The sequence below is a fragment of the Vibrio sp. 1751 genome (assembly GCF_033339895.1).
In the GTDB taxonomy this organism is placed as follows: domain Bacteria; phylum Pseudomonadota; class Gammaproteobacteria; order Enterobacterales; family Vibrionaceae; genus Vibrio; species Vibrio alginolyticus.
Genome location: NZ_JAWOVM010000019.1, coordinates 37,942 through 50,600, shown reverse-complemented (window position 1 = coordinate 50,600; position 12,659 = coordinate 37,942). Strand labels below are relative to the sequence as shown.

Below are 12,659 nucleotides of genomic sequence, written 5' to 3'. Positions count from 1 at the left end.
TTAGATAGATTGAAGAAATCGCAATCTAACTAGGGGGCTTATAGCTCGTTGAGGTTTGTTATAAACGAATTACTCGGCGTTTGCGTTAACAAGCCAATCATCAAGCACTTGCTTCAATTTATCTAATTGCTCTTGATGTTTTGCTTGATTCTTTGCCAATTTGTTTATGTTCTGCAACTTCCAACGAATCGCTGGCAAGTCTGCTGCATTAGGATAGTCAAACAATGCCCAGTCAGGTTGCCCTCTTTTGAATGACATAAGGAAAGCATAATCCCTTTCTGTGAAATGTTTTTGCAGCGAAGTTAACATCATAGGCCTAACAGAAGCTAAGTCTTCGCATTCAACTTTTTCAAAAGTCATTCCATCAAATTCTGCCTGAAATTTCTCATTCAGCGGCTGCCAGTTTGGCGACATGACTTCATTAATAGGCCGAGGATGACTTAATGTATAGGTTAAAAAACCCACTAAAATCTCTCTCGAAACCCCTTCACTGCCAAGTAACATACGCACATCAAATAAGTCGCGAGGATGTTGGCGATCCATTGCAGCACACAATTTCCCACCATACAGATCGGGAAGACTGACTACCTGAATCTCAGCATAACCAAACTCGTATTCAACAGACTCTTGAACTGCCATTATTTCTGCACTATGCAATGTACCTCTGGCGACGGGCGACACTTCAATTTTGATCGTCGCAACCGGACTTGATACAACTATTCTCAGTTCATCAGCTTTATTATCCTGAAATGCCGCTCTGATATCTGGTTGAGTATTGATTCTGTCTGTAATGCGCTGCAATGCAGCCCTGACATTAATCAAAGCCTCATCTCTTGGTTCAAGTGGAAGATAAGCAAGATCAATATCTACAGATAACCGAGGAAAATCTCTCACAAATAAATTAATGGCGGTGCCACCTTTAAGTGCAAAAACCGTCTCTGTTGCTACCACAGGCAGCATTCTTATGAGCAAAGAAACCTGTTTGTAATATGGGCTATCTTTATCCATTATGTTGTTCACCTTTTTTGACGCTTAATATCTCTGGCACTGTGATTTGATATCGCTCATCAAAACGTCCTTTTTCGACAACCTGCCGCTTTCCTGCCCCCAATTTAATTCTTGTTTCATCTATGCGATTGACCCACTGGTGATCGTAGTATCGACCCAGAAATAGAAATATTCGGTTTGCCTGAACAGAGCTGCTTCGTTCAAGAATATCTTGTACTTTTCTAGGGCTAAGATTGACTAAACCCTGAAATAATTCTGCGACATGCTCAAATGAAATCAGCTTTCCAATCGCATCTACCACTTCATAGGCAGCAAGTTCTGCACAGCTGACAGTGAGTTCTTTCTCTTTAACCGTGATCCTTTTCAAATCTTTCTCGGGATTCACTTCAAGCTTATGGTTTCCACAGTAAAACCAATTCTGATAAGGGAATTCACGAAACCATTTCGGTAAGGACGACTTGTTTTTAACGCAAATCCAAACTTGCTCTTTGTTCAGCTGTAAATAGTGACTCAGTCCTTGGTGAGTTAAGCTGCTCAATCCAGCCAAATGAACTGAAACGCCCAATTGCACATCTAATGCTTGAATGGCATCAACCCAAGTTGGCTTTATATCGCCCCGCGCATCTGGACGATAATACACGCCAGAACATAGCTTCTTTAGCCAACCGTTCTGCGCGTACTTTTGAGCCAAGGAATAGCTCACACCGTTTTCAGTCAGCCATTGCTGAAGTACTAGCGCACCAGGAGAAGTATGAGCAACAAGCCAGTTTATCTTAGATGACATTTTAACACCCAAAGTATGAATATCACAAACAGTATAAACCATATAGTTTATTGTGACAGTGATTTTAACACTTTAGGTATTAATATACCAAATACTGTAAACCAAGCCCGCTAATGCGGCGTTGTTGAAATGAAAAGGTCTACACAACATCACCAATAACCCGATGTTGTGTAGACCTAGTTTGATTACCTTAAGTGAACTGCCTACTATGGCTCACATTCAGGTGCCCAGTAAAACGGCGCTGATTGCTGGAACAGTTGTGCCAATAACTTCTTGAGTGCTGGCAACAACAGGTAAGGTTGCAGACATAACACTTTCAACGACGGTTGGCGTATTGTAGAGACCCATACCGCCACCAATGCCCAAGGCAAAAGCCATCAAGCTTTGGCGGGCGATACCGCCCACAATACCCACCAGTACCATGGCTCCCGCTACGATCCGTCCCAAAGTACCTTGGGTCCAATCTTTTAGGGTATCCCACACATCAGTGAAAGCATCACCACCGGTGCCCGCAAATGAGGGCTCCGAAATCATTAACGCCATTAAACCAAGCGCACCAATGGTCATTAGGCGCTGAGTCTGAATGGTGCGAACTGCATTTGTCATTCGTTAGTTTCTCCGTAGATACTCAAGTTATCGCGCTTACCATCAGCTCCCGCTGAGGCTGAATCGCTTTGAGTCTGAAGTGGACGTAGCACTGGCGAAACCGTTCGAGGTGCTGACACCCCAATATCCCACCGGCGCGGTTCAATTTCGGTAAACACGTAGCTGGATAAATTCAGATCTCCACGGTCATCCTCCCAAGGCGCAATCCAAATCCGCATTACCCTTGAAGGAATGCGAATAGGTGCAGATTGCTGCGTCTCAGGTAATGCTGGATGGCTCAGCAGTCCTGTCTCTAAATCAGATTGTGAATACCCAGAGGGAGAACCAATTCGAGTCGCCACAGCATCAATCGTCTTGGGTGCAGCGCCATTACTGGTCAGCTCATAGACTTCACGAGCGGATAAACAGCGCACACCGTCAGGCATACCTGGGCATCCATATTCACTACTCCCAAGACCCAATGAACTACAGCCAGACAATAAGGTTGAGCCGACTGCCAATAAAAGTAATCCAGCTTTAGACCACTGTTTTGACTGGTGCTTTGGGTTGTTCTGCATTGATGTCGTCATGGTTAACTCTCCTCTGGATACACATCTTATTGTCTGAAACGGACTTCGATCGGTTAGCAACATGCAGGATTTTTTCATCTTCTTGCACCTCCCCCTTGCGAAGTGGCCAACGACAACGAGGCACCACGAGTGACTATGACTTCAATTTTCCTGGCAGCGTCTACCTCTATGACTGGGAACATATTTTCAGCCATGTCCAAATAGAACTTGGCCACTCGATCCAATGCTTTACCTGTGCCTTTAATCGCAGCGCCTTGTAATGCTTCTTGGCTCATGACTTGCTGGTACAGCTGAGTATCACCGGCATTACCCGTCTGAATCGTTGGTACAGGATTCACATCAAATGCGCCTGCCAAGCCCTGTAGGAATCCGGCCATCATCGATTTAGCCACCAGTTGGCCTTGTTTCGACACTAATCGGCCACGAATACCGGCTTTGCCGTCTTCACCTACGGCATAAGAATCCAGTCGTGTTTCAATGACGCCGCCATCTTCTCTCACACATGAAATGGTCTCGCCTCGCAAATAGGCACGCTCAGAGCTCAAATCACCGTAACCTGCGGCGATCAAGAAACACTCTTTGATATCCGCTCTAAATCGGTTGGGTAAAATGGCTTCCTTTTGAATCCTCAGCAATGCTGGAAAAGGCTCGCGTCTTGCGGACTCGTGAGTGGGGGCATCCAAACCTGTGATCAAAGTACCTGAGATGATGCTGCCCGCCGGTAGATACAAAGGCGGCGCTTCTTGCACAACAACCTCTGGTTCAGCAACCACTTCAGGCTCAATCATACGAATCGTGATTGGCGGCAATGGAACATCTCGTGCTCGTGTACCTTGGCCATTGGCTGGCTGCTGATAGAGCGGATCAGGCAGCGGCGCATTGGCAAAATAGTCGTCTGGGTTAGACGGCAGAGGCTTTTCGTCTTTGGGTAATTCCATGGCAGATAAAGGCACTTCAAAACGGCTATTTTTGCCTTCAACTGCTGCATCACCTCCTGCGCGAACATCATCAAGTTCCGCTCTAAGGCGGGCCAGCTCCGCATTGACCTCACTTGGTATAGAAGGCGAACCTGGGCTTAGCCGTCCTGAATCGACGTCGCGACGCAAGCGCTCAACTTCACGACGTAACTGTTCATTGCGCTCACTGAGTAGTTTTACGTTCGCAGCCAAACTATCGACCCCAACATCACGAGTATTGGTATCCGTAAGAATGTGCCGAATTGTTTCCTGTCGGTTCCGACTGCTTGAGCCATCGTCAGGATTAGGTGAAAACACCATCACCATAAGAATGAGACCACCAGCAATACCGGCAACCGATAGGCCCCGCTTCATGTTCGGGCTCATTTGTTCCCATTGTGCTTTCATCGTTACTTACCTCCCACAAGAAGCGAAGGTCGCTGACTTTCCACTGGTTCTTCACGATGATTGCGAACAACCACATACAACTCAGTCTTTTCACCCGGCAACAAGATATTGCGAGGCCAGTAAGCGCTTGCCACTATATCTGGTGCATGACAGGCTAATTCACTGGCTTCTATCGGCTCATCGGCAAAGCTTTCAACCAGTCCTACATAGACGGTGAAGTAATGTCCCGACACAATTTGCCCCTGCTTAAAACCAAACTTTAAGCCCGGCTGAAAACATTTCGGGCTTGTGTCAGTTTGGCCAGCTAAACGGATGTCATAGCCTTGTGGTAACTCATTTAGTGCAAGGCGTCTCAGTAAGTCACGTAGGTTATCGACGTAAGGTTGAGCTGTTTCCCAAGTGGCGGCTTTGCGGTTCACGACGCCCTTAATAGGCCACTGCTGACCATCAATAGCTAAGGTGATTTCACGCGGTGGAATACGACGAGGTACTAAGGTGACAGATAACGCGGGCGCTTCCAGACCAGGCGGAGTGATGTAAAGTGAAACCGGTGATTCTTTGTCCGTGGCCACATATACAACATTCCCCTTGATTTGCGTCTGAGCATCACTGGTTGTTCTCACCTGAGGCGATTCAAACGGCGTCACAATTCGATTCAGATGACCAAGTGCTACAGGGATCAGTTCATTAACCCCCGGTGTCATCAGTAGCGTTGTTGGCGTATCCGCTGCAACCGAATTGCTTTGAACCGGTGGATTTGCAGTAGCAGACTGCTTCATCACACTGGCTGGCACAATCGGCAATTCCACGTCTGCATACGACGCTTGAGATAACAGGACGCCACTCAAGCTCATTGCGATTAAGCTTGGTGTTATCCATCGACTAATTTTGGTTCGCATCATTCACCCTCCGGTTTTGCTCTTGGGTCAACTTTTCACGAACTCCCTTCGTTCTAGCTTGCCCCTCATACGTATCCATCCAACTGAGCTTTGGACGGTATTGCTCAATATCGATGTCAAACTCATAGGTGCGAGTTTGGCGCTGTTCATCTCCAGATGGCCCAGAGACCAAGGAATAACCGGTCACAAAGACATGGCCGGTTTCATACTCATACTCCACTTGTCTGGGTTGGAATTTGAGCGTGACTCGGTCTTCACGGATCTGTCTTGCCTGAATCTCCAGTGCATCGACCACTTGCTGGTACACCGCTGGAGAAAGTAGCGGCTCAATGGCAACCCGGATGAAAGACACATTACCCGGCGTCACGTTGCCCATAAGCTCAGCCAGGTAGAGTCCCCAGGATTCAAGGTAAGGTTGAGTGGCTTGGTTTCGTGACACTTCAGCCGTTTCAGACAAGGTTGGTGGTTGAATAGCTACCACGGTATTGCGAGAAAATGCCGCTATCGCAAGCAGCAAATTAGATAGCACCAGCACCGCAATCAGGAACCGCTGCCATCGGTTCTCTAATTGCGTGCCTTGCCATGATTTTAAAAACACGTCGAACTTCACGGCAGATAGCTCCTGATAAATGGGTTAGGGATCGTCTTGGCTTTGGTTGGCAACAGCCCAGCCCAGTAGATGGCGTGAAGAATAAAACCATCTGGGCGACCATCACGAAAACGCCGATAGAGCTTGGTTGTCACCAACCCCAGCAGGCATAAAACCAAGGCATTACCGGTAAAAATGCCGATCACTAGCCCCAACAGAATGGGAGCCATCTCATCGGCACTCCAAAGCAGGAAGTGCGGCGGGTCATCGATATAGGACGGAATACTCACAGGTTCCATAGTCACTCCTCGTTGTTTGAATTGAGAAGTGAAGGATGCCTTGGGATTGGCAGCTTCAGTGGTCAGCTAGATGCCGAATTCTTGAAGGTTTTGAGGGTTCTACTCAGACAATACTAACAATTAATCTTTTTGATGCGGTTGATATGATGGGGATATTGGTCGTGTCGAGACCAGCTGCCCACTTTAGCAAACCCGGATGGGACGACATGCATATCAAATTTATTTTTTGCTTAGGTTTTTTCTGCGACCTCTGCAGTGGGCACCGTATTCGCTAATAGGAGAAACTCAATGCAAATTACTAAAATCATTTCCTCTGACACGGTTGAACGTTTAAAGCAAAAAGCACGAAAGCTTAAACGTGAAAAATCCATTACACACACTCAAGCACTCGATGAAATTGCAATCTCTGTTGGCTTTAATCATTGGCATCAGGTTGTACAAGCCAATGACGTACTTAAGCCATCAGAGGTGGCGTTATCTTCTGGATGTGTCATGGCTTTTGATGTCAAAGATGGTATGGATGTCGATACCAGTGATGGGGTTTTAATTGAAGACCATTTCTTGGAGATGCTCACTGAAAAGCAGCTATTTGAAATTTATGCCAACTCCCATGATGAGGACGACGAACAAAACAGGCCGCTAAAAGAAACGCTATCAGATTCAGAGCTTCATGAGTACTTTCGAAATGATTGCTCATTCATGTACTTTCGTCTTGCCGAGTCTCATGCAAACAAACCGTTAAAAGAAGTATTGGCTCTTATAAGAAAGTACTCGTTTTGGATGCCGCAATATATTTGGCTTCAAGGTCACACTATTGATACTTACCATTTGCCCGTTGAAGACGAGAATGGCAATGCAGTAGGCGTAAGGTTTTAGCTCTACAAGATGAGGCCTAACTGGCCTCATATTTTCTTCTGCAAGTGGCTTAACGCCAACCCCGCCATTAATGCTAAACCGATGATCAGCGACGGTAACACCACCGGTGGAATAGCCAGCGGGGCGAACAATCCCATAAACAGCAAGATGACGCCTGAGCCCAGGATAATCATGCTATAGCGGTGAATAATAGGGCTAGAAAAATCAAAGGTTGTTTTCTTAATCTTCCAGGTCATCAAGCCGTCCCACAGCGCCGGTAACATGAGAATAAGCGCAAAGGGCAACCAGACCATCAGCAAAGCAAATCGAGTGAACACTTGGTACAGCACATCAAAAAATGCCTGAATACGGTCTTCTACCCACACAAACCAAAAGCCGCCCATGTTCTCCATCCCTTTAGAGCGCAGTCGCTGCTCTTCAGTGGGGATTAGAAAATCACGCACAGATTGCTCCATCTGCGTATCTACAACCCATGATTGATACCAGCCATGGCTAGTTTGACCAATCCAATAGCTTGTTTGAGCGCCCAATTGATTTTGGATCATCTGCTTTTCTTTACTAATGACCCGGCCAGTCCAATCACCGGGCACTAACACGCCAATAGCAATAATCTCCAGCATCAGCGCCAGACAAAGTAGCCAAACCGACTTATGCTTGCTCATGCCAAACATCCTCTTCTACTCGGGCCAGCATGGCTGCAACGGTTGGCGTCATAATCCGGGCTTTAATCACTTGTTGAAGCCGCTTTGTCGTCGTATGGCCACTGACATAACGCACGTCGATGCGTCCTTCAGCCAAATGCGCCATCCGATTTGGACGATTACGAATCCAGGTGTGGAAATACACACCATCCACGGCGGCCCACTCGAAATGGTCAGGATCACGCAGGCGAATCCCAGTTAAAGCACTGGCGGCACTCCAGGTCAGCGCCTCAATGAAATGCCACAGTCGGACACTATCATCATCGCAACTGACTTCTTCATAACTACCCAAGCCATTGCACAGACACAAATCAAAGATGGAATGACCATCTAAAGTGAGCGCATCTGTTAAATAGTCCGCCAAACAGTGCACTGAGGCCAAAGCATGAGGCCAGTCGGTTTCAAGCAGTCTTAAAGTTTCCTTGAACTGGGGGTTATGTTGCTGCCACTGAGCGAGCATTTCTTTACTGGTAATTGTTGTCATTTTAAGACAGACAGAATGATGCATACAGACTCCTTATGCTGCCTGTGTAGAGCTGGTTAAAATAGGAATGCGGCCTTTGATCACGCGGCCGCCTGAAAGCTTGGCGATGTACTCCAGGTTGGGGAGCTGGCCTAATAACTGCGGTGGAAACATATCGCCTTCTTCCTCCATCAAGCGCTCGCCATGATTGCCGGTAAATAACGCGGGGCTGTCCGAGTTTGACGACATACCTTGAGTTTGCATGATGTACTGCAACCGAGTCTTAGGCAGATTGTCGGTAATGTACTGCTGCGTTTCGGCATCCATCACCCGAAGGGCTATCAAGTTGTTAATGTTACCTAACACCTGGCGAGCCTTAGCTTCGCTGCCTGTACGAGCTGCAAAGTCAGCAAAGGTCTGAGTAGCAATCACACAACGCATTTTTGCGCCACGGCCTTTGTTGAGCAGTTGAATGAAAGGATCGTTGACGACTTCAGCCGCCTCATCGATGAAGATATTTACGGGACGATTATCAACACCATAGTTATAGCGGTCACCGGCCACGGCGGTGAGATCGGATAAAAGCAACGAGCCAATGGCGCTACCCACCATGGCGTCGGTCAATGAATCCAAGCCGATATACGCCACTTGGGCATTGTTGATAATACGGCCAGAATCCGTAATTAACCGGCTGTCATCCACATCGTTTGCAATCGGTGATAGCAATGGACCTAATTCACTTGAAGTGAGCATATTGAGCACCGGCATCAATGAGGCCACCATCTTGGAATAGTGGGTTCTGTCATGCTCAAACATGCTCAATAGCCCCTCTAAATCGGTATTGGCGGCTATGGGCTGAATGAGTTCGTAGTAGAAAAGCAGCATCGCCATGGCTTGTTTAGCTAATGTGTTGGCTTTTTCGGTAAAGCGCTTGATCTCCACACTAAAGTTCGGATACACCTGCTCACCCCAGGCTGTGACGGCTTTTACTACCAAGCCTTCTGGGCCACCTTCCAAGAATCGTCTCAGTGTTTTCAGATCAGGACGCTGTGAAGTAAGCAACAGACCTTGCACGATGTTATTAAGTGCCATTTGGCCAAAGGCTTTAAATGGATCAGCACCGGTTTCAGATGGGATTAATGCCGCAATTCGGCTGGCAATTTCAGTGCCTCGGTTAAAGTTTCTCAGGGGATTAAGACGTACTGAATGCTCTGGAAAGCCCGGATGAAAATACACAAAGCGCTCAGGACTACCGGCGGAAATACAGGCTCGCTGCGCATTATCCTTAAGTTCCTTGTCTCCCTTAGGGTCAATAATAATCACGGCTTCATTACGCAAAATGGCCTGGGTGATCATCGCATCAAAGCATCGGGTTTTCCCTGCCCCGGTCGTGCCGACAATTAAGGTATGCCCCTCAGTGTGACCAACTGGCTGGTACACATCTTCTTCTTTGGGCTCAACACCATGAATCCAGGTCGAACCCATTTGGCTATTTTTTCGATAAGAGGCGTGACCCTGGTTAAGCAAGGTTTGCTTATCCCGCTTTAGGATTTCATAAGCGCGTTGAGCATGACGTTGGTCCCACTCAAAGCCATACCCTAACCACAATTCATCAGGATGTTTTGCCATCACCTTTTGTAAATGCGACAGCTCCATAAAAGCCAATGGTTTGCCTTTTAGCCCCTTCTGTAGTTTATAAAGACGGTAAGCCTCGGGCAGGCGATACAACGCCATGCCCGAGGAAATCCCTGTCATCCACCAAAATGGCTCAGGTGGTAGCTCAGTCAGCATTTCTGCGGCAATTGCCCCAGTTGCTCCAACCAGCCAACCTGCTACTGCCATGGCTTCATAGTTCGTGCGCCAGGGCATCTCATATGCGTTTTCTTTCATTCATGCTCCGCAAAATAACCGTTTACAATCTGCTTAACTTCAAATGGATTAACGTTTAGCGTGAGCGGTAAACAGAACCGTTTCCCCCTCATCAAACTGGCATTGGTCACTGGCCGAGATCCCCCGAAGTAGCTGTCCGGCTGGAATGCCATGCTCATTGGCGACTTGGCGTAAGGTTTGAATCGTGACGCGAATACCATCGGCACTATGATCCACGTCTGGGTAATCGCCATCGGTCAGTAAGATGGGCAAATCTTTCACAAAATTAACCATCTGTTGCCGCTGCGCGTGTTTGGGGTCTGTACTTGAGTTCGCATTGGGCGCAATCGGCTTTTGCTTACGCTCCGCTATTGTGGCGGGCTCTTTTGCTTGGGCATTGGTTATCTTAGTTCGACTCGGACGCTGTGAAGCCTCTTCTTTCTGAATTGCTGCCGCCGGTTCTGCGTCTTGTTTGGGAAGGTCAATCAGTGCAGTAAGCCCTTTAGAAATCGATACTTTCAGCAGTAACCCTTGCTCCTGAACGCCATCATTTCTAGTCACAGTTCTGGCTTTACGCGTCGGGTTTGCGGGATCTAATTCAAGCCAATCTAATCGACTGAGTTCAGCAAGCAGTTTTCGGGGAGCACACCAAGGTCTTACGGCATCGGGATAGCGGATCAGTATCTGTTCACCAACCATAACCAACGCACTGCTGGCCTCTGGGAGCCACGCCAAAGATTCAGGGAGATTCAATGCTGCTTCGTTTTGCTGGTTTACGTTATTCGCGATAGCGCCATCAAATGAATTGTTAGGCTTTTCACATCCATCACCCGGAGCATTTTCAGTTGCCTGGGGGTTACTAACATCACTAGCAAGACGAAGTTCATCACCTTGTTCGGACGATTTTGACGATGGCGACTCTGCCGAATTGCTATGTTCGATTGATGATGACGCTTCAGGCAAGTCTGAATGCTCACTGGAACGACTCTGTGGTTCTGCTTGTGTTTGCTGTGTTGCTTCCCACTGAGATTTGTTAAACAGTGTCACACCACTTGGTACATTCGAGCTGAACAATAAATCGGCCTCAGATATATGCAGCATGGGTAGCCAGATTGGCTTGCCGTCTTTGATCAGCACTTCAGGGGCAAGGCTTTCATATCGCTCATTTGAGGCGGATTTAGTGGCCAATCCTCGCTCAATGAGGATGTCCGCAAGGGTATCGGGATCTCTTGGTATGCCAGGTATCTTGTCTTTGGCCAATAGCTCAATGATGTCCTTAGCCGCGCTTTTCCAAACCAGGTAAAGATGGGTTGATTGATTCGATTTTCGTACCCAGACTCTGGCGTCTCGCTGATTGACTAACCACTGGGAACTGGCAAGCAATCGCCTCATGGCATCAAGTAGATAGCGTTCGACTGGGACACCAAGGGCATTGTCGTCAACGGAAATTCGTTGAGCTTTCAGGTCTCGCTGGACACTGGTTTGGTCGGCTTCAATAACCAATTTAGACAGGACATGCTCGGGATCGGTATTGCCAATTGCCTCCAGCATAGCTTGCAAAATCTCAGGGCCCGGTTGGGTTAACCAGGCGAGCAACTCAGGTGTCATCACCCGGTTTAAAACCAGAATTGAGAATTGCTCGTGCCGCTTGCATCGTCCGTCGCGCCAGCGAATAAAATAGCGTTCAATGCTGTTATTTGTGGTCCACTGGGATAAGGTTTCTAAAAAAGGGTTCCATTGATAGCGTCCATCTTCATCTGTGATGGACAAGTCTGAAACTGGCTTACCAATATCATGAAACAAACCGCCAAGAGCCGCCGCAACACGCCACCTTGGTTCAAGCTCTTTTTTCTCAACCGGTGTGCCACTGGCAACAAAGATGATCCCCTCAGCAGCTTGTGCCGCCCAGAAAGCAACTTCCAACGAATGACGTAATAAACCACCCGCACCACTGTGATGATGATGCTCAGAAGCTGGCAGCAAATGAACATAAGCAGCCAGATGATCAATGCAGGGCTGAATCAGCCTTTGAAAATCACGCTGATTAAAGCCAAGTACCTGGCGTAGTTTGGCAATTAGCTCGTCTTGTGTGGACTGCAAATCCTCAGGTGACGCGGCTGGCAACCCCTTAAGGAATGGCGGATAGCGTGGGATTTCCGATTCAGTTGACTCAGGTTGGTGTTGCGACTTTAAAAATCTACTAAGCATAAATACCCCTGCAAAAATGGTATAATCCTTAGTAAATGGCAATATCTGTCATCAGATAAATAATCGAATCTTTAAGCTATTTAAGTGGCAAAACTATGAAACAACTGAATACATACGATACAAAAGAAGAAGGTGAAGCGGCTCTTGCTAAAATCGATGAACCCAAGCGTCTTGCTAGCGAGCGCGATGCCACTGAAACGATTTATAACTTATTTGGAGTTCCTAGCTGGGGAAATTTTTATAAGCTTGGAATGTTCAACCTGAACGAGCTAAAAGACATCATCCAGAAAAAGCAAGATGGGTTACCCTACGATGAAAAAAAGCATCGTGAGATCATCACGATGCTTCAGTATGTTGCTAAAAATTTCGAGTTAGAGATACCAACACATTGGATGTAATCGAAGGGCTTTTCAGCCCTTCAGGC

The 12,659-nt window shown here is 47.3% G+C and carries 14 protein-coding genes; 2 read left to right on the top strand and 12 right to left on the bottom strand.

The genetic code is table 11. The annotated features are described in order from the left end of the window. Positions 1-69 precede the first annotated feature (69 nt). From R7041_RS09170 to traL, 8 genes are all read right to left on the bottom strand, one after another. A complete protein-coding gene (locus R7041_RS09170) occupies positions 70-1,008 on the bottom strand; it encodes a nucleotidyl transferase AbiEii/AbiGii toxin family protein (RefSeq protein ID WP_008844785.1) in 939 nt (312 codons plus the stop codon). Then, the gene (locus R7041_RS09165; protein WP_008844784.1) at positions 1,001-1,792 is read right to left on the bottom strand and encodes a type IV toxin-antitoxin system AbiEi family antitoxin; all 792 of its coding nucleotides are present in this window, start codon (positions 1,790-1,792) and stop codon (positions 1,001-1,003) included. The genes R7041_RS09170 and R7041_RS09165 overlap by 8 nt, the downstream gene beginning before the upstream one ends. Before the next feature lie 219 nt (positions 1,793-2,011). Beyond that, on the bottom strand, positions 2,012-2,398 hold the full coding sequence (gene traA / locus R7041_RS09160) for a TraA family conjugative transfer protein (protein WP_000180225.1): 387 nt from the start codon (positions 2,396-2,398) through the stop codon (positions 2,012-2,014). Beyond that, positions 2,395-2,967, bottom strand: a complete 573-nt coding sequence (gene traV, locus R7041_RS09155; RefSeq protein ID WP_001944091.1) for a type IV conjugative transfer system lipoprotein TraV — start codon at positions 2,965-2,967, stop codon at positions 2,395-2,397. The genes traA and traV overlap by 4 nt, the downstream gene beginning before the upstream one ends. A 74-nt stretch (positions 2,968-3,041) precedes the next feature. Then, on the bottom strand, positions 3,042-4,331 hold the full coding sequence (locus R7041_RS09150) for a TraB/VirB10 family protein (RefSeq protein ID WP_206989652.1): 1,290 nt from the start codon (positions 4,329-4,331) through the stop codon (positions 3,042-3,044). Positions 4,332-4,333: 2 nt separating this feature from the next. Further along, positions 4,334-5,230, bottom strand: coding sequence for a type-F conjugative transfer system secretin TraK (locus tag R7041_RS09145; RefSeq protein WP_206989670.1), 897 nt, complete (start codon positions 5,228-5,230; stop codon positions 4,334-4,336). After that, on the bottom strand, positions 5,214-5,840 hold the full coding sequence (locus tag R7041_RS09140; RefSeq protein WP_218529103.1) for a type IV conjugative transfer system protein TraE: 627 nt from the start codon (positions 5,838-5,840) through the stop codon (positions 5,214-5,216). The genes R7041_RS09145 and R7041_RS09140 overlap by 17 nt, the downstream gene beginning before the upstream one ends. Beyond that, the gene (gene traL / locus R7041_RS09135) at positions 5,837-6,118 is read right to left on the bottom strand and encodes a type IV conjugative transfer system protein TraL (RefSeq protein ID WP_000433891.1); all 282 of its coding nucleotides are present in this window, start codon (positions 6,116-6,118) and stop codon (positions 5,837-5,839) included. Before traL ends, R7041_RS09140 begins: the two co-directional genes overlap by 4 nt. A gap of 288 nt (positions 6,119-6,406) precedes the next feature. Between traL and R7041_RS09130 the strand changes: the two genes are divergently transcribed. Then, positions 6,407-6,994, top strand: coding sequence for a plasmid-related protein (locus tag R7041_RS09130; protein WP_318114913.1), 588 nt, complete (start codon positions 6,407-6,409; stop codon positions 6,992-6,994). Positions 6,995-7,020: 26 nt separating this feature from the next. Here R7041_RS09130 and R7041_RS09125 read toward each other — a convergent pair whose 3' ends face one another. From R7041_RS09125 to mobH, 4 genes are read right to left on the bottom strand one after another with little or no spacing between them, the layout of a single operon-like run. Beyond that, positions 7,021-7,656, bottom strand: a complete 636-nt coding sequence (locus R7041_RS09125) for a DUF4400 domain-containing protein (protein ID WP_000033753.1) — start codon at positions 7,654-7,656, stop codon at positions 7,021-7,023. Next, positions 7,643-8,203 (bottom strand): conjugative transfer protein, encoded by a 561-nt coding sequence (locus R7041_RS09120; protein WP_218359853.1) that lies wholly within the window; start codon positions 8,201-8,203, stop codon positions 7,643-7,645. Before R7041_RS09120 ends, R7041_RS09125 begins: the two co-directional genes overlap by 14 nt. A gap of 9 nt (positions 8,204-8,212) precedes the next feature. After that, positions 8,213-10,048 (bottom strand): conjugative transfer system coupling protein TraD, encoded by a 1,836-nt coding sequence (gene traD, locus R7041_RS09115; protein WP_318114914.1) that lies wholly within the window; start codon positions 10,046-10,048, stop codon positions 8,213-8,215. A 48-nt stretch (positions 10,049-10,096) separates the two neighbouring features. After that, positions 10,097-12,235, bottom strand: coding sequence for a MobH family relaxase (gene mobH / locus R7041_RS09110; RefSeq protein WP_218359851.1), 2,139 nt, complete (start codon positions 12,233-12,235; stop codon positions 10,097-10,099). Between the two features lie 95 nt (positions 12,236-12,330). Between mobH and R7041_RS09105 the strand changes: the two genes are divergently transcribed. Next, complete coding sequence (locus R7041_RS09105; RefSeq protein ID WP_169618682.1) at positions 12,331-12,633, top strand: hypothetical protein; 303 nt, start codon at positions 12,331-12,333, stop codon at positions 12,631-12,633. Positions 12,634-12,659 lie beyond the last annotated feature (26 nt).